The organism is Roseibium sp. 10G30-5 (genome assembly GCF_055809635.1).
Genome location: NZ_CM147918.1, coordinates 1,900,358 through 1,925,250 on the forward strand (window position 1 = coordinate 1,900,358; position 24,893 = coordinate 1,925,250).

Consider the following 24,893-nt stretch of genomic DNA (forward strand, 5'->3'; position numbering starts at 1 on the left):
AGCAATCCGGCGTTCAAGTAGGTCGCAAAGCAAACCCAAAGCAGATATGGCACAAACAATCAGGCCGAAGTCCTGTCCTGCCGCACGGCAACGCCGATAAAACTGGCAATGCAAATCACCATCGCTGAAATCGTAACCAGACCCAGCGTCAGGCTGTGCAGCGTGAAGACCGTTGGGCTCCAGGCAAAATTCAACAGCATCTGCACACTCCAGACCGGCAACAAACGGTTCTGACCACGTTGTGCGAAAGCGCGCGCGCCTGCGATACCAATCAGAATATAGAGCAGCGTCCAGGCGAGGCCCGAATAACCAGTCCGGCGGCGTCAACGGCGGTTTGGCCAGCGCCGCATACCAGGCACCGGGCAAATTGGTGGTTCCGATCAACAAACCACCACCAACACTGATGATCAAAAAGACGAGAAGATGTGACTAAGGACGGGCGTTGCATGAGAAATATCCGGAGTTCCACAAGGAAAGAATTCAGAGTCGTAACGGCAAAGGGCCCCAACTGAACCAGCCGGAGCCCTTGACCACTTCATTACGCAGGGCTGTGTTCAGCCCGGCTCACCTCAGCCGCGCTGGTTGCGCTTGGCCAATGTCCGCAGGCGCAGCGAGTTCAGCTTGATAAAGCCGGCTGCATCCTTCTGATCATAAGCGCCGTGATCGTCTTCAAAGGTCACCAGCTCTTCGGAATACAGCGACTTGTCGCTCTCACGACCCGTAACAATGACGTTGCCCTTGTAGAGCTTCAGCGTGACTTCACCGTCGACGTGCTCCTGGCTCTTGTCAATCAAGGCCTGAAGCATGTCGCGTTCGGGTGAGAACCAGAAGCCATTGTAGATCAACTCTGCATACCGTGGCATGATCTCATCCTTCAGATGGGCCGCTCCGCGGTCCAGCGTGATGGATTCGATTGCCCGGTGCGCTGCCAGCAGAATGGTGCCGCTGCTGGCGTTTCATAAACACCACGGCTTTTCATGCCAACAAAACGGTTTTCGACCAGATCCAGACGGCCAATGCCGTTGTCACGACCATAATCGTTCAGATGGGCAAGAATGGTTGCAGGAGACAGGCGTTCGCCATTGATGGAGACCGCGTCGCCACGCTCAAACCCAACCTTGATGATCGTTGGCGTATCCGGCGCAGCTTCGGGAGAGATCGTGCGCATGTGCACATATTCCGGCGGCTCAATCGCAGGATCTTCCAGAACCTTGCCCTCTGACGAGGAGTGCAGCAGGTTGGCATCGACAGAGAACGGCGCTTCGCCCTGCTTATCCTTGGCAACCGGAATCTGGTTTTTTTCGGCGAATTCCATCAGATCAGTGCGCGATTTGAACGACCAGTCGCGCCACGGCGCAACGATCTTGATGTCCGGGTTCAGCGCATAGGCCGACATTTCGAAACGGACCTGATCGTTGCCCTTACCGGTCGCGCCATGGGCGATCGCATCGGCACCTGTTTCACGGGCAATCTCGATCAGGCGCTTGGAGATCAGCGGGCGGGCAATGGACGTGCCCAGCAGATAGACGCCTTCATAAACCGCATTGGCACGGAACATCGGGAACACGAAGTCGCGAACGAACTCTTCGCGCAGATCCTCAATGTAGATTTCCTTGATGCCGAGCATCTCGGCTTTCTTGCGGGCAGGCTCCAGCTCTTCGCCCTGACCAAGGTCAGCGGTGAAGGTTACAACCTCTGCGCCAAATTCGCTTTGAAGCCACTTCAAAATGATCGATGTATCAAGACCACCAGAGTAGCCGAGCACGACCTTCTTAATGTCACCATGCGCCATGTAGATGCATATCCGTTCGAGTTAGACAGGCCCGCGCACTCGGGGCCAGATAAAAATGTTCGGGCGCAATTTAGCGGGTTGTCTGCGCCACGCAAGTGCAGTCAACGTGAATGCTGCCGAAAAGGCAGGCAGACACTGGCATTCCAATGCTCTGACTGGCTTTCAAGCCATCAGCTACGCCGCAAGCGCACCACGAGCGCGACAACCTCGCCAAACAGCAAGTGCCCGACAAGCGAGGCCCAGGCCAATTGCCCGAAGCCCAGAAAGGCTGGAAGACCGGCAAAAATATGTGCCATGACGTAAAGCGCAAAGATCCACAGCCCAACACCAAACCCGAGCCCGACGATCCACCAGGGCAGAAACGGCAAGACCAGACGCGCAAGCGGACGGGCGATGAAGAGATAGCCGATCGGGTAGAAAACAACACCGACAACACCATGGATCACTTCAGCCAGTAGCCTGTCGTTAAATCCGAACACGGATTGGACCAAAGCCGCAGGCTCCAGCGGACCGCCGACCCAAAGCGGGGTGAGAAGACGTGCCCAGACTTCCCAAGTTGCATCGGCAGCAACGCCAGCCAGCAAAAGTGTGACTAGCGTCGTCATGCTCAAAGACGGAAACACCCTGGTTTCCCGCGCAGTCATTCTACCCATTCCCCCTCCCATTTTCATCTCGCTGACACGGTGCAAATTCACCAATGCGTGTCCACATAGGATCGCGAAGGTTGATTCTGTTGTTGCATCGCAACCAGATCAGGCTTCAAAACATACGTCTGATGCGAGGCTTCATTCTTATCAGGTCCGTGGAAGTCTGCGCTAAAAAATCTCCTCGTGAACGGCTCTGTGTCCTGTTTCTGCCAAGAACTTGCATCAGATAGAGAGCGGCTCGGCCCATACCCGCATATCAGGCAGGGCAAAAGAGCCACAGAATATAAAATTCCGCCCGCCAGATGGCGAGACATATGAAAGTCGGGGTTCCATGAAGCGTATTGTTCTCGTGATTTTCAGCATGATGATGCTGACAAGCCTTTCAAGAGCCTTTGCGGCCGATAACGCCAGCGCCGAATACGGCCCTCCCGCAAAATTCGACTTTCAGGTTTTAACCGAAAAGGCCAAGGCCCTCGGCAATGCTCCTTATCAGGCGCCCGTGGTCAAGGATCCCAAGATCTTGCAAAGCATCGACTACGATGCGCATTGGAAAATCGCCTTCCGCAAAGACAAGACCGTCAAGATCGGTGGCAAAGTGCCACTGCAATTTTTCTATCTTGGCCGCTATTTCCAGCATCCCATCAAGGTCTACAAGGTCGCCGACGGCAAGGCACGCGAACTGCTCTACCATCGCAACTACTTCAAGATGCCTGCAGACAGTCCGGGGCGTGATTTGCCCGATGACGCAGGCTTCGCCGGTTTCCGTATCATGCGCCCTGATATGAAGAGTGACTGGATTTCATTCCTTGGCGCGTCTTATTTTCGCACCGACGGCCAGTCTCACCAATACGGACAGTCGGCACGCGGTCTCGCACTCGACACAGGCCTGTCGACCGGCGAGGAATTTCCAAATTTCACCAAGTTCTGGTTTGAAGCACCGGACAAGGGTGACAGCGACACCGTCGTAATCTACGCCTTGCTGGACTCTCCCAGCGTGGCCGGCGCTTACAAGTTTGATATCACCAACACCGAAGGCAAAGGGCAGGTGATGGACGTCACAAGCCACCTGTTCTTCCGCAAATCGGTCGAGCGTGTCGGCATCGCTCCATTGACCAGCATGTACTGGTACTCTGAAACAAACCGCTCGACGGGTCTGGATTGGCGCCCTGAAATCCATGACACCGACGGACTGGCGATGGTCACCGCCAACGGCGAACACATCTGGCGCCCGCTAAACAACCCGACCATTATCCGCACGTCGACCTTCGAGGCAAATAACGTCAAGGGGTTCGGGCTGGCGCAGCGAGACCGCAATTTCGATCATTATCAAGATGATGGCGTATTCTACAACAAGCGTCCCTCTGTCTGGATCGAGCCGCTGAAACCCTTTGGCGAGGGCAGCGTGCAATTGGTCGAGCTGCCCACAGACGACGAGATTTATGACAATATCGTCGCCTACTTCAAACCGGCAACAGCACCCAAGCCGGGACAGGAAGAAGACTTCAGCTATCGCATGCATTGGCAGGATCAGGTTCCGGACCAGGGAGACGGCGCCAATGTCATCGCGACGCGCATTGGTCAGGGTGGTCAACCGGGACAGGTGCCCCGCCCCAAGGGACAGATCAAGGTTGTTATCGACTTTCAGGGGAAGGCGCTGGATGGCCTGACCGACAAGGACAAACCGGATCCGGAAATCACCCTGTCCAAGGGCGAACCGATCAACGCCCATGTCTACAAGGTCGTCGGAACCCAGATCTGGCGTGTCGTGTTTGATGCCAAAGTAAACGATACCGACCCGGTTGAAGGTCGTGTCTATCTGAAACACGGTGATGACACTATCAGCGAAACATGGCTTGGTCAGTTGACGCAAAGCCTCGTTGCGACCCGCCAGCGCTGACATTGCGGGGCGAACGGGCGGCCTCAAGCCCCTCGCTACACACAACGCACACACACATGCAAAAAGGCCGGTCTGCTGAACAGGCCGGCCTTTTTGCATGTGTGTGTGCGTTTTTCGCTGGTGCAGACTTACCCTTGTGCACCGGCTGCGAGCGCATCACGATCCTTCTTGCGCATACGCTCCGAGGCCGACTTGAGCTGGCCGCAGGCGAGCAAAAATATCGCGCCCACGCGGTGTCCGGATCGGCGACGCATAGCCCGCCCGATTGACAATGTCTGCAAATTCTTCAATCCGCTCCCAATCCGAACACTCATGCTCGGACCCCGGCCACGGGTTGAATGGAATCAAATTGATCTTTGCCGGAATGCCTCTGAGCAGGCGCACCAGTTCACGAGCATCCGCATCACTGTCATTGACGCCTTTCAGCATCACATATTCGAAGGTGATACGCTTGGCATTCGACAAACCCGGATAAGCCCGGCATGCGTCCAGAAGCTCCTTCAGGTTCCATTTCTTGTTGATCGGGACCAGCTCATTGCGCAAGTCATCGCGCACCGCGTGCAGCGAAATTGCCAACATACAGCCGATCTCATCCCCGGTGCGGTAGATCTCCGGCACGACACCCGAGGTCGACAGGGTGATGCGGCGCTTGGACAGCGACAGGCCATCGCCATCCGAGGCAATCAGAAGTGCTTTCTTGACGTTCTCGAAATTATACAGTGGCTCGCCCATGCCCATCATGACGATATTGGTCACCAGGCGCCCCTCAGACGGCACGATGGCTCCCTGCGGCGTGTCAATGTCTGGAAAATCCCCCAGCCGATCACGCGCCATCATCACCTGTGACAGGACTTCTTCCGCCGTCAGATTGCGTACCAACTTCTGTGTACCGGTGTGACAGAATGTGCAGGTCAATGTGCACCCTACCTGCGACGACACACAAAGAGTACCGCGCCCCTCTTCAGGAATATAAACCGTCTCCACCTCGACTGGGCGCCCTGCGCCGCGTGGCGGAAACCGGAACAGCCACTTGCGTGTGCCATCGACCGAAATCTGCTCGTCGACAATTTCCGGCCGGGCGATGGTGAAGACCTCATCCAGCTTGATGCGCAGTTCCTTGGCCACATTGGTCATCCGCGAAAAATCGGACACGCCGCGCACGTAGAGCCAGTGCCACAACTGCGAGGCCCGCATCCGGCGCTGTTTCTCCGGCACCCCCACCTCGGCCATGGCCGCAGCCAGCTCTTCACGGTTGAGGCCGATCAAAGACGGCTTGTCCGGGTCAATCTGCGTGTTTGCCGCGACAGAAGACGGGATCGTTTGCGCATTTGAATTTTCGCGCGCGATGTCGAGCGTAATCGCCATGTCTTGGTCCGTTCATGCTGAAACGTAAATCATGCCCATGACGGAAACCCGACCGAATTTCGGCGGTCTCAACAGGTGCCACGTCCGTTGCAGGTCATTCCACGACAGGGGTAACCCGCTCCGCTTTTCGGAGCGCCGGACTTGGGCACTGATCACAAGCGCAAGTTTGGCTGCAGTCAAAACCATATTTTCAGCCAGAAATCAAGCATTCCCCGCAATGCCGGGCAACGGCGGCAGTACACGTACGACCTGAAATAGAAAAAGGGGACCGGTCAGAACCGATCCCCTTTTTGAACCACCATCGGGACAAAAGTCTTACTTACAGGCAGACTGAGCCGTCTCGATGGACGCCGTCACACCGGACAGCGAGAATTTGTAGGACGTATTGGTGCCCCGACTGGACACCGCACTGACGCCCATTTCATGGCCGGCGCGCATAGCGGCGACAAGCTGAGCTTCTTGCGCAGCGTTCTCGACCTGAGCCCCGTCGTTCTTGGTGAACATGTTGAACTTCTTGCCGTCAACATCCACCGTAACCTGCGACCCATCCTTGAGCGGATATCCAACGAGCAGGCTGGGCTCTGCCTTCACACCTTCGCTCGGGCGAACCGAAACGAAGAAGAAGACGTCACCGTGATCGCGGTCCGTCGGCAACATCTGCGTCGGCTTGGTCAAGGCATAACATACCTTGCCATTGCTGCCTGTATGCGAATAGGCGGCCCAGTCCGAATGCTGTTTCAGCAAGGTCGGGGTCTGTGCGAATGCCGCTGCAGTCGAAAAAACTAGCCCGACAAAGGCCATTACCAGCGTTTTTGCTTGCATCATCTCCACACCGTTTGTGCTTACGAATGTGTTACACATTCCTGTCAAAAGCCAGAAGGCTTGTAAATCGTCCTTTAAGGATAGCTTAAAGCGAGTTACGAAAGGGTTTAGGCCATCAGGGTTTTTACCGTCCCTGTTGCGCCGATCCATTTCCCCCACGCTGGCCGGATAAATCAGGCGACAGTGTGACGTAGAGGCTTTCGATTTTCTGACAAAATGTTAAGACATGGATCAGCGAAACCAGACAGGTGAACACGTGGGGCAAGCGCAAGAATATTCGGACCTGATCCTTCAGGTGGCCGACACGCGCGACAAGGCAGCCTTCACAAAGCTGTTCGATCATTATGCGCCCCGCCTCAAAGGCTACCTGCTTCAGCAGGGCTGTGATGAAGGCTTGGCAGAGGAGATCGCACAGGAGGTCATGGTGACCTTGTGGCGTAAGGCCAACCAGTTCGACCCTCAAAAAGCCTCTGCGGGAACATGGCTTTACCGGATCGCGCGAAACAGACGCATCGATCATGCACGCCGTCTGAAAACCGCCGAACTCGATGCTGACGAACCCTTGCTGCGCCCTGTCCCTCTGCCCGACATTCAGGTTGAAATGGATGCACGGCTGCGCGAGGAACGTGTGCGCGCTGCCATGGCAACTTTGCCAGAGGAGCAGATCGGCATCATCCGCATGGCTTATTTTCAGGGTCTGTCACATAGTGAAATCGCGGCTCGAACCGACTTGCCGCTCGGCACTGTGAAGTCCCGCATTCGACTTGCCTTCGGTCATTTGCGTCGAAAACTTGAAGCAGACAATGCTGTGGATGCCAGTTGAAAACCACCGAGACACTCCTGGAAACCTGATTTTCGTCGCCGCACTCTCTCGATCCTCGCGTTCAAAAAGTACCACCAAACGCATATTCCACTCTGTATTTCAGGTGGTACCCGGCACAATTCGCCCGCTACGCAGGACAGGCCCACCGCTGACGTGACGTGGTTTTTCCACACTGGGTCCTCCCGCCGTCAAGGAGCGCTCCCGGTATCGGCCCAGCACCCTATGCCGGTCATACATGACAATTGCGCCTGCCATGGCCACATTGATGCAGAAGCTTGTCGGAATCTTGATGACGTGATCGCAGCGCGCCAACATCTGCGGCGACAACGAACCGCGTTCCGGGCCCAGAACATAAGCGGCCTGAAGCGGATGTCCGAAACTTGGCAGATCAATAGCGTCGTCGGTCAGCTCGACACCGACCAGCTGGCATCCGCGCGGCAGATCCATAGTATCCACAGACGGCCACGAAAACAGCGGCAAATGCCCCGGCGATTTGGAGGTGTCCGTTCTGGGAGCCTTGCGCAAGCGCGTATCGGCATCGACCGTAAAAAAGAAATTCGCGCCAAAGGCATGTGCCGAGCGCATTAGATTACCCAAATTGAGCTGCTTCGAGAGCCCTTCGGCCCCAACTGCAAAATAGCCGCGCATGTTCCCAACCCTCAAGCCGCTTTTCTCGTGTCGAAGATGTATCCGCGCCACGAGAGAGCGGCAAGACTGTGCATGCCAGACGTGTCAGGAGATCCCCTCTAGTCGATCACGAACTCAGCAATGACGGGCGCATGGTCAGACGGCTTTTCCCAGCCCCGCGCGTCGCGCAACACGCGGGTCGAGCGGATAGCATCGGTGAGTGTCTGCGACACCCACACATGATCAAGGCGGCGTCCCTTGTCGGCAGCCGACCAATCCTTGGCCCGGTAGCTCCACCAGGAATAAAGCTTTTCATCCATATCGGTGAAGCGACGCATGGCATCGATCCACTTACCCGTCTCCCGCACGGCTTCGAACAGCTCAACCTCGACCGGCGTGTGCGACACCACCTTGAGCAGCTTCTTGTGCGACCAGACATCATGTTCATAAGGGGCGACATTGAGATCCCCCACCAGCACGGCCGCCTTGTCGGTCTCTGCACCATGCAGCCAGTCTTTCATTTCATTGAAAAACTTGAGTTTGTGATCAAACTTCGGGTTGATGGCCGTATCCGGCTCGTCGCCACCGGCCGGCACATAAAAATTATGCAACCTCAGGGCGCCATCACCAAAAGGCACATCCGTTGCGATATGACGGCTGTCGCCCATCTCGCAAAATTCGCGCTTTTCGATATTGGTCAGCGGGCGACGTGCAACAGTTGCAACCCCATGGTATCCCTTCTGACCATTGAATTCGACATGCTCATACCCGGCTTTGCGAAACGCCCCGACAGGAAAATTTGCATCCGGACATTTGGTTTCCTGCAAACACAGGACATCAGGCTGAAACTCTTCAAGAAATCGCTCGACGATCGGCATGCGCAGCCGCACAGAATTGATGTTGCAGGTGGCAATGGTCAGACGATCGGACATGAGGCCTCTTTATAAATATACGTGCGAGGGATCCCGCAGCAGGATCTGCCGTTCCTTGAAGGGAGACTGGGTGTTGCATACCCCGTTCTTCGGGCCGAGGTCCAGTGCCCTTTGACCGGAAATCAATCGCCAGCGTGACGCAAAAGTGATGCTTTTTCCTCCAAACTCCACACTTGTGCACATGGGTGCGCGGCAAATCTCCATAATCCGTTAGGAAAACATATGCATTTTGGCAGCCAGTATTTGCTTCTTGTTTACCAAATGGGATCCACCGTGATCGATCTGTTGCGCCATATATGTTCCATAGCAGGCTTTCTGATGCTGTCGTCCTGCGCGATCTATTCCTTCGATAGCCCTCAAGGACAGGACTTCCCCATCCAGGGCATCGATATCTCCAAATATCAGGGAGACATTGACTGGAACCGTGTCCGCAAGGCAGGCATTTCCTTTGCCTATATCAAGGCAACGGAAGGGGGAGACCACGCCGACGAGCGCTTCATCGACAACTGGTATGCGGCGAAGGCTGCCGGCGTGCTGCGCGGGGCCTACCACTTCTACTATTTCTGCCGCCCGGTTGAAGAGCAGGTCAGCCTGGGTCATGCGCAATGTGCCGAAGGATCCAACCGCACTGCCCATGGTACTGGATATGGAATGGAACGCTCACTCCAAGACGTGCCGCATCCGCCCGTCGCGTGAAAAGGTGCTGCGCGACATCCAATATTTCCTGGACGAAATGCAGGCCTATTACGGCAAGCGCCCGGTCATCTATTCATCGGTCGATTTTCACCGCGACCGGTTGCGCGGCGTCATGCGCAACGAACAGTTCTGGTTGCGATCCGTCGCAGACTATCCCAACAACGTCTATAAAGACCGCAACAACTGGGTGCTGTGGCAGTACACCGCAGAGGGCAAAGTGCCCGGCATCAACGGCTTTGTTGACCGCAATGCTTTCTTCGGCACGTCAAGCCAGTTCAGTGACTGGCTCAGCGGCAAACCGGTTCAGGATCGCTGATCGATCAAGGCGTTGATATAAAAGAACGTCAGACCTCGTTGCGGGAGGTCTGACGACTTGCCAGCGGATGAGCGTTTTCCACGAGTTCACGCAGGCGCTCGTCCAGAACATGCGTATAAATCTGTGTCGTCGAAATATCCGAATGACCCAGCAATTGCTGCACCACTCGCAAATCAGCCCCGTTTTGCAAGAGATGCGAGGCGAACGCATGTCGCAGAACATGCGGTGACACTTTCTCCCGATCAATACCGACCCGTGCGGCCAGAGCCTTCAGATCGCGCCCGAACGCCTGACGGGTAAAATGGCCACTGTCGCCGTGTGAAGGAAACAGCCAGGGCTGCTTGCAAAAGCGCCCTCCTCCGCCCGCAAGCCGACGTAGCGACGCATGGCGTTCTGAGCTGCTTTCGACAGGGGCACCAGACGTTCCTTGTCCCCCTTGCCGCGAATGGCAATCAGGCGTTCATCGCGTTTTGCGGCAACAACCGGCAAAGACACAAGTTCCGACACCCGCAAGCCGGACGCATAGAGCACTTCGATCAACGTATAGAGGCGCGTGGCACGAAGACGCGCTGCCGCACTGTCATGCTCATGCGTCGCATCTGCCTGCGCTGACAGAATAAGGCGATCAACCTCCGCCTCGGATAGAACTTTCGGCAAGGACTGGCGCTTTTTCGGCGCAGAGACCACCCGCGTGGGATCATCTTCACGCTGCCCTTCTGCATAAAGAAATTTGTAGAATTGCTTCAGCACCGAGAGCTTGCGCGCCTGCGATGTCACCGCATAGCCGCGCCCGGACAGGTCTCCCATATAACTGCGAATGTCGTCGCTGGTGGCGGAAACAGGCGGAGAACTGCCAAGCCAGCCACAGAAATCCTCCAGGTCGCGGCGATAGCTCGCCAGCGTATTTTCCGCAGCACCTCGCTCGGCAGCCTGCATTTCCAGAAAACTTTCACATGCGTAATCAACGCTCACGTCTGTCTCAGCGGCCGAAGCCGTCCTTCTGTATCTTGATCGTGATCTGCTGCTCGCGTGGATGCACCAGATTGGCAAGCGCATAGAACACACCGTACCCGACACAGGCCAGCAGCAAGAGCACAAGGATGAGGCGTGTCAGTGTCGGCACGTCAGACAGTCTCCGGTTCGGGGCACTCAATCGGCCCTGGATTCGCGTGCCGATTGTTCCCTGACACGTTCGCCAAGGCAAGCAGCTTGACGCGCTTGTGCAAGGAGCAAATATCCTGACAGTTCTTGGCCTCAATGGCGGTGCCTTTTTTTGCGAATGTGCTAAAACCGAACTCATGAAACAACAACGCACTTCGAATAAAAGCGGCGACGAGCCGCGCAGCCCGACACCGCAGGGCGAAAAACTGGAGCGGCTGCGGGGTGCCCTGGGTAAGCGCTCTATTGTGCTCGTTGGCATCATGGGGTGTGGCAAGTCCACCGTTGGGCGCCGTCTGGCACAACGGATTGGCAAGCCTTTCGTCGACGCGGATACAGAGATTGAAAAAGCCGCGAACATGACGATCGCGGAGATCTTCAAGACCCACGGCGAACCCTATTTCCGCAGTGGCGAAGAGCGTGTCATCGCACGTATTCTTGCACAAGGCGGGCGCGTTCTGGCAACCGGCGGCGGTGCTTTCATGAGCGAGCCGACACGTGTCGAGATTTCACAACACGCGGTCTCCGTGTGGCTCAATGCAGATTTCAAGACTGTCATGGCGCGGGTCCGCAAGCGCTCGACACGGCCGTTGCTGCAAAATCCCGATCCGGAGGGCACCATGCGGCGCCTGATGAAGGAACGGTATCCCGTTTATGGCACCGCGGATCTGACCGTGGATTCCCGCGATGTGCCGCATGAAGCTGTGGTCGACGACATTCTTCGCGCACTGGAAGGCTTCCTGCTGAAAGAGCACGCGGTGGAAGATCGTCAAACGTCCTGAACAGAAGTCAACGAAGGCCTTGTCCCGACATGAGTATTGACACTGCAACACACGCCGGAGCGCAGGCTGGCTTGAAAACGGTCCGCGTCGATCTGGGGGCCCGCAGTTACGACATCGTCATTGGGCGTAATGTCATTGACAGCACAGGCGAACGCCTGACAACTCTGCTGCCCGGAGCTCGCGTCGCCATCATCACCGACGAAACAGTCGCACAATTGCACCTGAAAACACTTCAAAGATCGCTCGACGCGGCCAACATCGACCACGTGGCCCTGACGGTGCCGGCAGGCGAGAAATCCAAACGCTTTGCGGAATTCGAACGCTTGTGCGATGAAGTGCTTGAGGCCCGTTTGGAGCGCGGTGACGCTATCATCGCCTTGGGCGGCGGCGTTGTTGGTGATCTGGCCGGGTTTGTTGCTGCCTCCGTGCGTCGTGGCATGGCCTTCGTACAGATCCCCACAACCTTGCTTGCGCAGGTCGACAGTTCGGTTGGTGGCAAAACCGGCATCAATGCACGTCATGGCAAGAACCTGATCGGCGCGTTCTATCAGCCGACGCTGGTGCTGGCCGACACAGCTTTGCTCGATACACTGCCAATCCGCGACTTCCGCTCGGGCTATGCCGAAGTGGCAAAATATGGACTGCTGGGCGACGAGCCGTTCTTCACCTGGCTGGAAGCCAACTGGCAGGCCGTTTTCGATGGCGGAGCGGAGCGCGATGAAGCCGTCGCCCGCTCCTGTCAGGCCAAGGCTGATGTCGTAGCCGCCGATGAGTTTGAAAGCGGTCGTCGGGCGCTGTTGAACCTCGGCCATACCTTCGGCCACGCTCTGGAATCTGCCGTTTCTTACGAAACCGAGCGTCTGGTGCATGGCGAAGGTGTCGCCATTGGCTGCATTTTGGCACATGCGTTCTCGCATCAACTTGATCTGATCGGGTCAGACGAAGTAGACCGTGTCCTCAAGCATTTTCAAGACATCGGCTTGCCGACGAAAATGTCAGATATTCCGGGCCAACTGCCTCCCGCGCAGACCCTTTTGGACATCATCGCGCAGGACAAAAAGGTCAGTCGCGGCCAGTTGACCTTTATCCTGACGCGTGGAATCGGTCAGGCGTTCGTGGAAAAGGGCGTTGACCCGACCACGGTTCTGAATTTCCTTGTCGAGCAACTGGAGCACTGAGACCCATGACGCTTTGGTTTGCCATTGTCGCAATCTTGATCCTGCTGCTCCTGTCAGCCTTCTTTTCAGGCTCCGAGACGGCCCTGACCGCCGCCTCCCGCGCCCGCATACATCAGATGGCCAAGAACGGTGACAAGCGCGCTCGTCTGGCCGCCGACCTGATGTCAGCCCGTGAACGGCTGATCGGGGCGTTGTTGCTCGGCAACAACATGGTCAACATCCTGGCTTCGTCGCTTGCGACCAGCGTTTTCCTGTCGCTGTTCGGCAATGCCGGTGTGGTGATCGCCACCATCGTCATGACCTTCCTCGTGCTGATCTTTGCCGAAGTTCTGCCAAAGACCTGGGCAATTTCCGACCCGGAACGCTTTGGACTGGTCGTGGCTCCGATCCTCAAAGTCGTTGTCATTGCGTTCACCCCCTTTGTCGTGGCCGTCGAAGCCATTGTGCGCCTCGTCTTGCGGCTGATCGGCGCTCGCCCGGATGAAAACACGTCGCTGCTGTCACCGCATGAAGAATTGCGCGGCGCTGTCGATCTGCAACATCAGGAAGGCGGGTTGGTGAAGGCCGAACGCGACCGCATCGGCGGATTGCTGGATCTGGCTGATCTTGAAGTCTCCGACGTCATGGTTCACCGCACCAACATGGAAGCGTTGAACGCCGATGATGATGTTGGCGAGTTGGTGCAGAAGGCCCTGTCATCGCCCTATACCCGCATTCCGCTGTGGCGCGGGGAAAGCGATAATTTTGTCGGCGTATTGCATGCCAAGGATCTGTTGCGCGCGGTTTATGCTTCCGGCGGACAATCGGACCAGATTGACATTGCGCAGATCACGGCACCGCCCTGGTTCGTGCCCGACACAACGACCCTGCAAGATCAGCTCAACGCCTTCCTCAAGCACAAATTCCATTTCGCCCTCGTTGTGGACGAATATGGAGAAGTGATGGGGCTGGTCACGCTGGAAGACATTCTGGAAGAAATCGTCGGCGAAATCGCTGATGAGCACGATGTGGAGCTGGAAGGCGTGCGACCGCAGGCTGATGGGTCCGTCATCGTTGACGGCTCCGTGCCGATCCGCGATCTCAACCGCGCAACGGACTGGTCACTGCCCGATGATGAGGCCACAACAATCGCCGGACTGGTCATTCATGAAGCGCGCATGATCCCGGAAGAACGGCAGATTTTCACCTTCCACGGTTTCCGTTTCACGGTGCTGAGACGTGAGAAAAACCGTGTCACACGCTTGCGAATCATGCCGCTTGGCTTGCAAAAATTGCAGGCGCCGATTACATCGGCCCCTGTACAGCCCGCTGCAGCGCAATCCGCTCCGGTGGACAGCATGTAAATTAAACTGCCCTGCCGTGCGTGCCTTGTTTTTGCCAAGGCGTGCAGGCATTCAATCGACAGGGTTGTGCACTCTCGCCGCGCGAGGATCCGGATCATCCGGAGTGCGCACTTCAATTGCCAGTGCGTGAACACCGCCTTCGAGTTCGTCCCGCAAGACCTCATTGATCTTGCGGTGGCGCTGAACGCGGGTCACGCCTGCGAAGGCCGAGCTGACGATACGCACACGAAAGTGCGTCTCGCCCCCCTCGCGCCATCCACCATGACCGCGATGGCGGTCGGATTCGTCGATGACATCAAGCGCTTCGGGAGCAAACGCATCCGTGAGCTTGGAAATAATGTGATCTTTGATCGTCATACTTCGGTTGTGACCGCGTTGCCGTTCTCCGTCAAGCCTGTCAATGGTTGAGGGAAAAGACAAAAATTTGGGCAGACAAACCCGGTTTTGTAACCCAGAATGCGCGACCAGCAACCGTTTGTTCCAACCGCAGCGCCGCACCATAATTGAGCCTATGAAACTGGATTCAAAACTCTTCGACAGCATCCGCGTGAAGTCTGGCAAGCAACGCACCCAAGAAGATAAGCACCCGACGTGCGATCATCCCGGCTGCAATCGCCCAGGCTCTCATCGTGCACCAAAGGGGCGTGATCACGAGGGTGAATATTACCGTTTCTGCGTTGACCACGTGCGCGAGTACAACAAGTCGTACAACTATTTCACCGGAATGGGTGACGACGACGTGCGCAGTTACCAGAAGGACAGCCTGACCGGGCACCGTCCAACCTGGAAAATGGGCGTCAACAAGCAGGCTGCGGCAGGACCCGATGGTCAGGACCCGCGCGAGAATATGCGCGCCCGCGCCCAACAACGCTCACAAACTGCGCAAAGACCACGTCAGAGGAAGCTTCTGGCACTTGAAAAACGTTCTCTGGATGTGCTCAATTTAGGTCCATCAGCGCGTGGCGAGGATATCAAGGCGCGCTACAAAGAACTTGTTAAACTCAACCACCCGGATGCCAATGGCGGCGACCGCTCCAGCGAAGACCGCCTCAGGGAAATCATTCAGGCATACAACGTCCTGAAGAAAGCCGGTTTCTGTTAGCCCGCAGTTTCTTGCGGGCCTTTTTCCGATCATTGCGCCCGGCACGGCCGAGGTAGCGGAGGACTGATGACTGATATGACGCACGCGGCTGCAAATTTGCCGGATATCGAAATTTCCGTTCAAGAAACATTCGGTTTCGAATCTGACCTGAAAGTGCCGGCATTTTCAGTTGCTTCGGAACATGTGCCGGAAGCCGACGAAGACTATCTTTTCGACCGCCCGACGACGCTAGCCATTCTGGCTGGCTTTGCACACAACCGTCGCGTCATGGTCACCGGCTATCACGGCACGGGGAAGTCCACACACATCGAGCAGGTTGCAGCACGCCTCAACTGGCCTTGCGTACGTGTGAACCTCGACAGCCATATTTCGCGTATCGACCTGGTCGGCAAGGACGCCATTGTCGTGCGCGACGGCCACCAGATCACCGAATTCCGCGATGGCATTCTGCCTTGGGCCTATCAGAACAACATCGCGCTGGTGTTCGACGAATATGATGCCGGTCGCCCGGATGTGATGTTCGTCATCCAGCGTATTCTGGAATCGTCCGGCCGTCTGACGCTGCTTGATCAGTCGCGTGTGCTGCACCCGCACCCCGCGTTCCGCCTGTTTGCCACGGCCAACACGGTTGGTCTGGGCGACACATCAGGCCTGTATCATGGCACTCAGCAAATCAACCAGGCACAGATGGACCGCTGGTCCATCGTCGCGACCTTGAACTATCTACCGCATGACAACGAAGTTGAAATTGTGCAGTCCAAGGCCAAGCAGTTCCAGACGGCAGAAGGGCGCGAAAAGGTCTCCAAGATGGTGCGCCTTGCCGACCTGACGCGAAACGCTTTCATCAATGGCGATCTGTCGACCGTCATGAGCCCGCGAACCGTTATCACCTGGGCTGAAAACGCGTCAATCTTCAACGATATTGGCATGGCGTTCCGCCTCACCTTCCTGAACAAGTGCGACGATACGGAACAGGCTCTCGTGGCCGAGTTCTATCAGCGCTGCTTTGGCGAAGAATTGCCGGAATCCTCCGTCAACATCGTGATGAGCTGAGGTAGCCATGGTCAGGCCGGGCAGTAACTCCACACCAGGCAAAATGCCCCTACCCTCGACAGAACCGTTCAAGGAAGCTGTCACGGGGACGGTGCGCGCAATGTCCTTACAAGGCGACCTGGAGGTCATCTTCTCCGGCGACCGTCCAGGCCTCGTCCGGCACAACGGTACGGCTTCCAGAACCTTCGCGTCGTCCGACGAAGAAGGAAATGGCGGTCGCCCGCGGCCTTGGCGATTCCATGGCGCTGCGCCTGCATGTGTCATGACACAAAGGTCCACGCCAAGCGCGCGCCAGATGGCGCCGATGCACGTGCCATCTACGATGCGGTCGAGCAGGCGCGTTGCGAGGCCCTCGGGTCCCGGCGCATGGCTGGCGTTGCCGACAATCTGACGGCCATGCTGGATGATCGCTATGAGAAATCCAAGGCGGCTGACATTTCCTCGCGCGACGAAGCGCCTTTGAAAGATGCCATCTCTCTTATGGTCCGCGAGCGCCTGACCGGAGCCAAGCCGCCGGAAAGCGCTACACGGATGGTGGATCTTTGGCGTGGTTGGGTCGAAGCACGGGCTGGCGCCAAACTGGACCAACTGACTGACACCATCGACAATCAGGACCAATTCGCCAACAGTATCTACGATCTTCTGGTGTCTCTCGACATGGCCGATGAAATGGCCAATCAGGACGAGAGTGAAGATCCGGAACAAAGTGAAGACCAGGGCAAGAGCGACGAGGCCGAAACCGGCGCAGACAACGACGAAGCCGAAGGCGAACAGGAAGCCTCTCCGCAAGACAGCGAAATGTCCGGCGACCAGGAAGACGCAGGCGAGCAGGAAGCCGCCGACGGCGAGATGGACGAAATGTCCGAAGACCAGATGGCTGATGCCGCCGAAGATGCCAATGAAGGCGATAGCCGCGAATTGCCCTTCAGCAACCGCCCGCCTGTCTCCGACTATCATGTTTTCTCGACACAGTTCGACGAGACGATTGCAGCGGAAGACATGTGCGACGCAGCCGAACTTGATCGCCTCCGCGGCTTTCTCGACAAGCAGCTTGTCCATCTGCAAGGCGCCGTCTCACGCTTGGCCAACCGCCTGCAACGCAAGCTGATGGCGCAGCAAAACCGCTCCTGGGACTTCGATCTGGAAGAAGGTTTGCTGGATTCCGCCCGCCTGACCCGTGCCGTTACCGACCCTATGGCGGCTCTGGCTTTCAAGCAGGAACGCGACACCGAATTCCGCGACACAGTGGTCACACTGCTGCTCGACAATTCCGGGTCCATGCGCGGTCGCCCGATCACGGTTGCAGCAACATGCGCCGATATTCTGGCCCGCACGCTGGAACGTTGCGGCGTCAAGGTCGAGATCCTTGGCTTCACAACCAAGGCCTGGAAAGGCGGACAGTCGCGGGAGGCCTGGCTTGGAGCTGGCAAGCCCCCATCGCCCGGCCGCCTGAATGACCTGCGCCACATTATCTACAAATCAGCAGATGCTCATTGGCGTCGATCACGCCGCAATCTCGGCCTGATGATGCGCGAAGGCCTTTTGAAAGAAAACATCGACGGCGAAGCTCTGGCCTAGGCACACCAGCGCCTCTTGGCCCGCCCGGAACAGCGCCGTATTCTGATGATGATTTCGGATGGAGCGCCGGTGGACGATTGCACCTTGTCGGTCAATCCCGGCAACTATCTTGAACGGCATTTGCGTCATGTCATCGAGGACATTGAAACGCGCTCGCCTGTCGAGTTGCTGGCCATTGGCATCGGCCATGATGTCACACGCTACTACCGCCGTGCCGTGACGATAATGGATGCGGAAGAGTTGGCCGGCGCAATCACCGACCAACTTGCCAACCTGTTTGATGACGAGCAGAACACACCACGCAGCGCCCGTGCCGCTCGGCGCAATCGGGCAGCAGGCCCCCGCGTGCGTCGGTGAAAAAACACATCGACATGCCAGGGGGCGCTATGAACGCCCTCTGGTCGTTCCGCACAGGATATACACAGAGCGCCCCACGACTGGGGAAAAACATCCTTTTAACGGCTGTTCTGGCAGGACTGGCGTCGATTTGCATTAACGCAAGCGCGCTTTCAGCCCCCCAAACCACGGCCCTCGCCGTCCCCGCGCTTTTAAAAAACGCGCCCCAGGGCAAAGTCACTGTCAGCCGCATCAAGCATTTTCAGATCGGCAGTGACCAGAAGGTCTTCGGTGATTTAACATTTCTCGGCGGCCTCGACATTATCGCGCACCCGAGCGAAATCGGCAGCTTTTCCAATCTGATCGTGCTGGACCACGGACAACGCATCCTGACGGCCTCGGATGAGGGCGTCTGGATCACCGCAACCGTCAAACAGCAGGACGATGGCACACCGCTGGATCTGACCGATGTCCGCTATGCTCTTTTACGGGATGGAAAAGGACATATCCTGCGCGGCAAGCGGCATCATGACATTGAAAGCATCACCCATGATGAGCGCTGGCTTTATGCTGCGACCGAGGGTGACAACAAGATCTATAAATACGCCTGTACCGCTGACAAATCGTAAGGCGCCTTTGCGCGGCACTGTGCCGGTTTCGAAATTCATTCGATCGCTCCCCCGCAATACTGGCCTGGAAGCCATGAGAATGGCACCGGACAACTCGCCCCTAGCTGGAACACTGGTGGCGGTTGCCGAACACGGAAACGGTAAAAAGGCAGATCTACCCGGCTTTCTGATCCATCCGGGTCATAAGGAACAATCGTTCCGCATCACACGCAGCGACGATTTCAGTGCAACGGATCTGGATTTCCTGCCCGACGGTGACATGCTTTTGCTGGAACGCCGCTTCAACCTGCGCGATCTGATTGGCATGCGGTTGCGGCGTTTCAAGGCGAAAAACCTGAAGGCCGGGGCAAGATTGAGCGGAAAAGTACTGCTAACGGCAGATTTTGGCGATCAGATCGACAATATGGAAGGCCTTGCCATCACGCAGGCGCCCTCTGGCGACACGATCCTGACGCTGGTGTCCGACGACAATGGTTCGATCCTCGAGCGCACCTTGCTATTGCGCTTCAAGATCACAACGGCCTCTGTCCCTGCCAAGTGACACGGAAAGCCCAAACGCAAACGGGCCGCCTACAAGTGGACGACCTGTGGGCAGCCTGTTGATCAACTGTGAGCAAAATGTGGGAAAGGTCAGACTTTAAACAGCCTGTGCAGTCGGACTCGGACGCAGGGTCGCCATGAGAATGCGATAAGGAGCAAGCATGACCAGCGCGACGATCAATTTGACGGAAAAATCACCCAATGCCCAGTAAACCCAGCGCGGAACTTCGACGGCAAAGGCTCCAAAGAGCGGCGCATTCTGAACGGCAAAATCATCATGCCCACCAAACAGCGGAGCCAGAAAAGCTGAAAAACACAGAGTGAAGAAAATCACGGTATCCACAACAGAGCCCATCACCGATGAAATCACCGGAGCTTTCCACCAGCTCATCAGGCGCAGCTTGTTAAAAACCGTCACATCCAGCAGCTGTCCGCATAGAAATGCACAGCCCGACGCAATCGCAATGCGTGGGGTGGACAACCAGATGGACAAAACCACGGCAAAAACAAACCCAACCAACACCACCCGGCGTGCCATCGTGGCCCCAAGCTTGCGGTTGGTCAGGTCGGTAACCAGAAAGGCAACCGGATAGGTAAAGGCCCCGAACGTCAAAAGGTTCGAAAGATCCACGGCACCAAGATGCCCCTGAATGGGAAACTGGACCAGATAATTCGATGCAATAACGACAGTCGCCATCGCGAGGCTCGCGATGGCGACTGAAATTGCAGACGTGTTCGAAGAACCCATCATGTCATATCAACCCTAGCGCGCTATTGCCTGATCAGGCAGCAGCAACAGCGGCTTCAGCCTGCTGACGACGGATCGAAGACTTGATCTGACGGGCTTTCTGGGAAAGCTGTGCGTCAGTTGCCTTGGCAAGATACGCATCCAGACCACCGCGGTGCTCAACAGAGCGCAGTGCGTGTGCGCTGATGCGCAGCTGGAAAGTCTGGCCGAGAGCGTCGCTCATCAGAGAAACGACGCAGAGGTTCGGCAGGAACCGGCGGCGGGAGCGGTTGTTTGCGTGAGAGACGTTATTGCCCGTCATCACGTCTTTGCCGGAGAGTTCGCAACGGCGTGCCATGATATCACCTTTTATCTTTTGGCCGGCCCAACAAACGGACCCGGCAGTTGCAACCGGAAGGGAGCGGACCGAGGTCCGACTACAGCGTCTCCGGCTTCTGTACGGAAAAATCAGGCTTGCTATACTCACCAAGCGGCTGATCGTCAAGGGCAGAGGATGCGAGAATCTGTTTCTGCTGCACAATGAGCAGAATTCAGAGCCTCGTTAACGCCCGAGTTACCATAACCGCCAACAATCAGCAAATTGCAAAACCGCCACCAAGAGAAATACGATTGGTGGTCGAAGATCTCGAAATGCCCGGCGATGCACATGAAAGCCTGCATGCAGGCAGTACTCTGGAGTGGCGAAATTGAAGACATGCGTTGGCGCACTGCTGCTGTCAATCTGTGCCTGCCCGCTCATGGCTGTTCCAGCCACTGCGGCGACCACGAGCGTGGGAGGCCTTTATGCCATTAGCCTGGCGGGCTTCACCATCGGCCAGGGAACACTGTCGCTTGTCGTGCAGGGCAACGCCTATTCCGCCAAGGTCGGCTTGAAGCCTGCGGGCGTTGGCACGTTGTTTTCAACCGGCAAGGGGGGCGCGGAAGCTTCGGGCTGGGTTTTGAACTCCAAGGTCATGCCGTCCAAGTACCAGATGGCGTCGCATGCTTCGGGCATCGACTTCTATGTCGGCCTGAAACAGGGGTCGGGCAGCGTTCGCCAGATGGAAGTCATTCCGCACTTCAAGCCCAACAAGGAACGCATCAAGGTCACGGAAAAAGATCGTCACAACGCAATGGATCCCTTGAGCGCCGCGCTGATGCCCGTGAAGGCAGGCAAGGACGCCATGGGGCCAGCTGCCTGCGACCGGACTTTGCCGATCTTTGATGGCTGGACGCGCTTCGACGTTAAATTAAGCTACGACAAGATGGGCGAGGTTTCCGGCCACGGCTACGATGGCCCCGTTGTTATCTGCAAGGCCAAATGGATTCCCATCGCAGGCCATCGCCCGTCCAAACCGTCCGTCAAATATATGGAGGACGCCCAGATGGAAACATGGCTTGCCCCGCTGGCTGGCAAGAACGCACTCATCCCCTACCGGATCTCCATCCAGACGACGACAGGTCAGTTGGTCGTGGAAGCCACCAAACTCACGCTGGATGATGCGGTCTCCAAGCAGGCTGCCCGCTAGGCCCGGCTGAGCCGTCTGACGCAGACGGATCGCCACGGTTTTGACGTCCAAAAAGGATCGGGCAGATTCTCCTGTCTGTGTCGTTGCGACATCTTGAAACCGGACAGTTTACTGCGCATCCGCGCCTAACAGGCAGGAAAATCTACTCGACTATTTGAAACACACGTATGGGGCCACACCCCAGGATACGGGGTCAGCTCTTGCTAATCCGTCCGTCTCTTGGTACAGCCACCTGATGATTTGGTTCCGGAGCGCCCGCAAGGGCAGACTCCGACCAACGAACATATCTCAAGTTCGGGCCTCGCAAACGAGGCCTTTATCCTCGGCTTGTTTCAGGTTTACGAGTACATGCACAGCTATTTGGATTTCGAAAAGCCAGTCGCCGACATTGAAGGCAAGATCCAGGAATTGCGCGCCTTGGCCGCAGGCGGAGAAGCCGTAGACGTTGATGACGAGATCCAGCGTTTGAAGGCCAAGTCGTCGCAGACCTTGCAGGACCTTTACACCCGATTGACGCCTTGGCAGAAAACTCAGGTCGCGCGCCATCCGGACCGCCCGCATGGTGTCGATTACGTCAAGGGTCTGATCACTGACTTCACCGCTCTTGCTGGCGACCGCAACTACGCAGAAGACCACGCCATCCTTGCAGGCCTTGGACGCTTTCAGGGTCAGCCGGTGGCTATTCTCGCGCAGGAAAAAGGCGCGGATACCAAAAGCCGTCTGAAACACAATTTCGGCATGGCTCGCCCGGAAGGCTACCGCAAGGCTGTCCGCATCATGGATATGGCCGAGCGCTTCGGCCTGCCTGTTGTTTCCATCGTCGACACCACCGGTGCATATCCGGGACGGGGCGCAGAAGAACGTGGCTAAGGCAGAAGCCATTGCCCGCTCGACGGACAAGGGCTTGGGCCTGAGCACACCGACCGTCTCCATCATCATCGGCGAAGGTGGATCCGGCGGCGCGATCGCTCTAGCCACGACAAACAAGGTCATGATGCTGGAACATGCCATTTATTCGGTGATTTCGCCGGAAGGCGCCGCCTCCATTCTGTGGCGTGACAGTGGCCGCGCAGAAGACGCTGCGACCAACATGAAAGTGACCGCGCAGGATCTGTTGCATCTTGGCGTTATCGACAACATCATCAAGGAGCCGACAGGTGGCGCACACCGCGACCGTGGCATGGCTCTTAAAAACGTCGAGAATGCGCTTCACACAGCGCTGAGCGAACTGGGCGAACTGGATGCAGCAGCCTTGCGCAAGCAACGCCGCGAAAAGTTCATCAATATTGGCCGCACACTCGCCTAAGGCAAGAATGCATGGCCGGTTGAACTTTCCACTCTCGTCCACAGAGCCTGTAAACATTGCAAAAAGACAGAGCGGGCGCCTTCATGGGCGCTCTTTGTCATATTTGGGCATCCTGCGATTTCGGTGCAAGGCAAGAATGCTCACACAGGGTTTTATTGCCTGCCGAACACAAGCCTTGTAACGTTCCGTCAACCATATCGCGAATAGTGTCGATGACCGTTAAACGCGCAATACCGGGCGACCGCGTGTCCTCCTGGATGAGAGCCGCCGCCCCTTTGACTGACGCTGAACTGGAAATTCCACATGGCTAATCGGCATCCGATGAAAGCTGGCTGGCTCGCTAAGTGCCTTTCCGGCCTGAAACGATCCTCTCTCAAGACATTGGCCGTTATTCTGGTCGCAAGTCTGGCAGGCTCCCTGCTTGCGGGCTGTCAGGTCGACGACCTGGGCTCGGGACCGAAAGCCAAACGCCCGGTCTCGCCTTCCCTGATCCGCAAGATGAGCGATCTCAACATGGATCGTGAATCGCCGATCATGGTCCAGATCTTCAAGGAAGACGCTACCCGCAAGTCTGGAAACAGACACGCTCCGGTCGCTACGCGCTCCTGACCAGTTTTACGATCTGCTCTTATTCGGGCAAGCTCGGACCGAAGAAAAAGAAGGGGATCGTCAGGCACCTGAAGGTTTCTATGAGATTACCCCGGGCCTGATGAACCCGCATTCGAACTACTATCTGGCCTTTAACATGGGCTATCCGAACAAGTTCGATCGGGCGTATGGACGCACCGGCTCTAACATCATGGTGCATGGCGCATGTTCCTCACGCGGTTGCTATGCCATGACCGATGAACAGGTTCAGGACATCTACGCCCTCGCCCGTGACGCCTTCAGTGGTGGCCAGCGCACATTCCAGGTCGAAGCTTTCCCGTTCCGCATGACGCCAGAAAACATGGCCAAACATCACGACAACGAGAACATGCCTTTCTGGCGCATGCTCAAGGTTGGCTATGACCATTTTGAAGTGTCGAAAGTGCCGCCGAAGATTGACGTCTGCGAGAAAAAATACGTTTTTGATGCAGATCTGACCACGCCGGGCACATCCTTCAACGCCACTGCAAAATGCCCTGCCTACACGGTTCCAGAGCCGCTCCAGAGCCTCGTTCAGCGCAAGGAACTGAAAGACAAGGCCGAGTTCGACAAACTGGTGGCCCGCGATATTGCTGACAAGGAACGTCAGGCGCGTTGGGAAGAGCGGCAAAAGAAGATTGCCAATATGTTTTCCTTCGACAAGAAAGACGGCAAGCCCAAGGCCGCAACCGATGACGAAATGACACCCATTCCAACGGATGCGATGAAGGCTGCGGATACTTCAACGGCGGCTCAGGCAACCACCACCGCCACACCACCAACAACGGTGGCAGTTGCGCCGGATGCCAAGCCGGCGACGGCAAGTGGGTCCGCTTATCAGGAACCCGCCGGGGGCAAGCCGAAATCCGGAGGGTTCTTCAAGCGTCTGTTCGGGAGCGGTGACACATCACAAACACCCGTCGCTCCGCCCCCCGTCGCCACAGCCGCAGGCGATGCGCCTGCCAAGAGTGAAACAACATCTGATAGCAACAGCGCTTCGGCGGCCACCGCCTCGGTTGACGTCACTCCGCAAGCCAAACCCTGATCCACAACTTCAGGCCTTAATCAAGCCTAAGACCCAAACCAGT

Annotated in this window: 23 protein-coding genes and 6 pseudogenes; 16 read left to right on the forward strand and 13 right to left on the reverse strand. The window is 56.8% G+C overall.

Going from position 1 to position 24,893, the window contains the following annotated elements; all coding sequences use genetic code 11:
• Positions 1–59: 59 nt before the first annotated feature.
• The 4 genes and pseudogenes from AC0L7U_RS09610 to AC0L7U_RS09625 form a co-directional block, all read right to left on the reverse strand.
• Positions 60–287, reverse strand: a complete 228-nt coding sequence (locus tag AC0L7U_RS09610) for a TspO/MBR family protein (RefSeq protein ID WP_473695743.1) — start codon at positions 285–287, stop codon at positions 60–62.
• Positions 288–348: 61 nt separating this feature from the next.
• Positions 349–411: pseudogene (locus AC0L7U_RS09615) on the reverse strand (tryptophan-rich sensory protein); the annotation flags it as partial.
• Positions 412–569: 158 nt separating this feature from the next.
• Positions 570–1,792, reverse strand: a pseudogene (locus AC0L7U_RS09620) (argininosuccinate synthase).
• A 170-nt stretch (positions 1,793–1,962) separates the two neighbouring features.
• Positions 1,963–2,445 (reverse strand): hypothetical protein, encoded by a 483-nt coding sequence (locus AC0L7U_RS09625; protein ID WP_473690237.1) that lies wholly within the window; start codon positions 2,443–2,445, stop codon positions 1,963–1,965.
• Positions 2,446–2,770: 325 nt separating this feature from the next.
• Here AC0L7U_RS09625 and AC0L7U_RS09630 point away from each other — a divergent pair, with 325 nt between their 5' ends.
• Entirely contained in the window at positions 2,771–4,336 is a 1,566-nt protein-coding gene (locus AC0L7U_RS09630; RefSeq protein WP_473690239.1) for an OpgD/OpgG family glucan biosynthesis protein, read from the forward strand.
• A 128-nt stretch (positions 4,337–4,464) separates the two neighbouring features.
• On the opposite strand, the pseudogene rlmN reads toward AC0L7U_RS09630, so the two are convergent.
• Together rlmN and AC0L7U_RS09640 are read right to left on the reverse strand one after the other, a co-directional pair.
• Positions 4,465–5,653 (reverse strand): annotated as a pseudogene (gene rlmN / locus AC0L7U_RS09635) (dual-specificity RNA methyltransferase RlmN).
• A 363-nt stretch (positions 5,654–6,016) separates the two neighbouring features.
• Positions 6,017–6,526, reverse strand: coding sequence for an invasion associated locus B family protein (locus AC0L7U_RS09640; protein ID WP_473690241.1), 510 nt, complete (start codon positions 6,524–6,526; stop codon positions 6,017–6,019).
• 253 nt (positions 6,527–6,779) lie between these two features.
• Between AC0L7U_RS09640 and AC0L7U_RS09645 the strand changes: the two genes are divergently transcribed.
• Positions 6,780–7,346 (forward strand): sigma-70 family RNA polymerase sigma factor, encoded by a 567-nt coding sequence (locus AC0L7U_RS09645; protein WP_473690243.1) that lies wholly within the window; start codon positions 6,780–6,782, stop codon positions 7,344–7,346.
• A 99-nt stretch (positions 7,347–7,445) separates the two neighbouring features.
• Here the strand turns inward: AC0L7U_RS09645 and AC0L7U_RS09650 are convergent, their stop codons facing one another.
• Both AC0L7U_RS09650 and xth read right to left on the reverse strand, forming a co-directional pair.
• Complete coding sequence (locus AC0L7U_RS09650; RefSeq protein WP_473690245.1) at positions 7,446–7,994, reverse strand: RNA methyltransferase; 549 nt, start codon at positions 7,992–7,994, stop codon at positions 7,446–7,448.
• 98 nt (positions 7,995–8,092) lie between these two features.
• Positions 8,093–8,905 carry an exodeoxyribonuclease III gene (xth, locus tag AC0L7U_RS09655; protein WP_473690247.1) on the reverse strand — a complete coding sequence of 271 codons (813 nt, stop codon included), beginning with the start codon at positions 8,903–8,905 and terminating at the stop codon, positions 8,093–8,095.
• 222 nt (positions 8,906–9,127) lie between these two features.
• On the opposite strand from xth, the gene AC0L7U_RS09660 reads away from it, so the two are divergent.
• Together AC0L7U_RS09660 and AC0L7U_RS09665 are read left to right on the forward strand one after the other, a co-directional pair.
• Positions 9,128–9,601, forward strand: coding sequence for a GH25 family lysozyme (locus AC0L7U_RS09660; protein ID WP_473690249.1), 474 nt, complete (start codon positions 9,128–9,130; stop codon positions 9,599–9,601).
• Positions 9,540–9,917, forward strand: coding sequence for a GH25 family lysozyme (locus AC0L7U_RS09665; protein ID WP_473690250.1), 378 nt, complete (start codon positions 9,540–9,542; stop codon positions 9,915–9,917). The genes AC0L7U_RS09660 and AC0L7U_RS09665 overlap by 62 nt, the downstream gene beginning before the upstream one ends.
• 28 nt (positions 9,918–9,945) lie before the next feature.
• On the opposite strand, the pseudogene xerA reads toward AC0L7U_RS09665, so the two are convergent.
• Together xerA and AC0L7U_RS09675 are read right to left on the reverse strand one after the other, a co-directional pair.
• Positions 9,946–10,853: pseudogene (gene xerA, locus AC0L7U_RS09670) on the reverse strand (site-specific tyrosine recombinase/integron integrase).
• Positions 10,854–10,896: 43 nt separating this feature from the next.
• Entirely contained in the window at positions 10,897–11,040 is a 144-nt protein-coding gene (locus AC0L7U_RS09675) for a hypothetical protein (RefSeq protein WP_473690252.1), read from the reverse strand.
• 175 nt (positions 11,041–11,215) lie between these two features.
• On the opposite strand from AC0L7U_RS09675, the gene AC0L7U_RS09680 reads away from it, so the two are divergent.
• Genes AC0L7U_RS09680 through AC0L7U_RS09690 form a run of 3 tightly spaced genes read left to right on the forward strand, consistent with a single transcriptional unit; the run spans position 11,216 to position 14,378 of the window.
• Complete coding sequence (locus AC0L7U_RS09680) at positions 11,216–11,857, forward strand: shikimate kinase (protein WP_473690254.1); 642 nt, start codon at positions 11,216–11,218, stop codon at positions 11,855–11,857.
• 29 nt (positions 11,858–11,886) lie between these two features.
• Complete coding sequence (gene aroB / locus AC0L7U_RS09685; protein ID WP_473690256.1) at positions 11,887–13,035, forward strand: 3-dehydroquinate synthase; 1,149 nt, start codon at positions 11,887–11,889, stop codon at positions 13,033–13,035.
• Positions 13,036–13,040: 5 nt separating this feature from the next.
• Positions 13,041–14,378, forward strand: a complete 1,338-nt coding sequence (locus AC0L7U_RS09690) for an HlyC/CorC family transporter (protein WP_473690258.1) — start codon at positions 13,041–13,043, stop codon at positions 14,376–14,378.
• A gap of 51 nt (positions 14,379–14,429) precedes the next feature.
• Here AC0L7U_RS09690 and AC0L7U_RS09695 read toward each other — a convergent pair whose 3' ends face one another.
• A complete protein-coding gene (locus tag AC0L7U_RS09695; protein WP_473690260.1) occupies positions 14,430–14,735 on the reverse strand; it encodes a BolA family protein in 306 nt (101 codons plus the stop codon).
• 154 nt (positions 14,736–14,889) lie between these two features.
• On the opposite strand from AC0L7U_RS09695, the gene AC0L7U_RS09700 reads away from it, so the two are divergent.
• The 5 genes and pseudogenes from AC0L7U_RS09700 to AC0L7U_RS09720 all read left to right on the forward strand — a co-directional run bounded on the left by AC0L7U_RS09700 (position 14,890) and on the right by AC0L7U_RS09720 (position 19,617).
• A complete protein-coding gene (locus tag AC0L7U_RS09700; RefSeq protein WP_473695745.1) occupies positions 14,890–15,480 on the forward strand; it encodes a J domain-containing protein in 591 nt (196 codons plus the stop codon).
• A 66-nt stretch (positions 15,481–15,546) separates the two neighbouring features.
• On the forward strand, positions 15,547–16,533 hold the full coding sequence (cobS, locus tag AC0L7U_RS09705) for a cobaltochelatase subunit CobS (protein ID WP_473690262.1): 987 nt from the start codon (positions 15,547–15,549) through the stop codon (positions 16,531–16,533).
• 7 nt (positions 16,534–16,540) lie between these two features.
• Positions 16,541–18,468: pseudogene (cobT, locus tag AC0L7U_RS09710) on the forward strand (cobaltochelatase subunit CobT).
• Positions 18,469–18,497: 29 nt separating this feature from the next.
• Positions 18,498–19,076, forward strand: a complete 579-nt coding sequence (locus AC0L7U_RS09715; RefSeq protein ID WP_473690264.1) for an esterase-like activity of phytase family protein — start codon at positions 18,498–18,500, stop codon at positions 19,074–19,076.
• A complete protein-coding gene (locus AC0L7U_RS09720; protein WP_473690266.1) occupies positions 19,015–19,617 on the forward strand; it encodes an esterase-like activity of phytase family protein in 603 nt (200 codons plus the stop codon). Before AC0L7U_RS09715 ends, AC0L7U_RS09720 begins: the two co-directional genes overlap by 62 nt.
• A 96-nt stretch (positions 19,618–19,713) precedes the next feature.
• On the opposite strand, the gene AC0L7U_RS09725 is transcribed toward AC0L7U_RS09720, so the two are convergent.
• On the reverse strand, positions 19,714–20,367 hold the full coding sequence (locus AC0L7U_RS09725; protein WP_473690268.1) for a VUT family protein: 654 nt from the start codon (positions 20,365–20,367) through the stop codon (positions 19,714–19,716).
• Between the two features lie 31 nt (positions 20,368–20,398).
• Positions 20,399–20,701: a 50S ribosomal protein L28 gene (gene rpmB / locus AC0L7U_RS09730; protein WP_473690270.1), complete on the reverse strand. Its 303-nt coding sequence runs from the start codon at positions 20,699–20,701 to the stop codon at positions 20,399–20,401.
• Between the two features lie 349 nt (positions 20,702–21,050).
• On the opposite strand from rpmB, the gene AC0L7U_RS09735 reads away from it, so the two are divergent.
• The 4 genes and pseudogenes from AC0L7U_RS09735 to AC0L7U_RS09750 all read left to right on the forward strand — a co-directional run bounded on the left by AC0L7U_RS09735 (position 21,051) and on the right by AC0L7U_RS09750 (position 24,850).
• Positions 21,051–21,872 carry a DUF3108 domain-containing protein gene (locus AC0L7U_RS09735; protein WP_473690272.1) on the forward strand — a complete coding sequence of 274 codons (822 nt, stop codon included), beginning with the start codon at positions 21,051–21,053 and terminating at the stop codon, positions 21,870–21,872.
• A 348-nt stretch (positions 21,873–22,220) separates the two neighbouring features.
• Positions 22,221–23,178, forward strand: a pseudogene (locus tag AC0L7U_RS09740) (acetyl-CoA carboxylase carboxyltransferase subunit alpha).
• A gap of 303 nt (positions 23,179–23,481) precedes the next feature.
• Positions 23,482–23,787 (forward strand): hypothetical protein, encoded by a 306-nt coding sequence (locus tag AC0L7U_RS09745; protein ID WP_473690274.1) that lies wholly within the window; start codon positions 23,482–23,484, stop codon positions 23,785–23,787.
• 100 nt (positions 23,788–23,887) lie between these two features.
• Positions 23,888–24,850, forward strand: a complete 963-nt coding sequence (locus tag AC0L7U_RS09750) for a hypothetical protein (RefSeq protein ID WP_473690276.1) — start codon at positions 23,888–23,890, stop codon at positions 24,848–24,850.
• Positions 24,851–24,893: the final 43 nt, after the last annotated feature.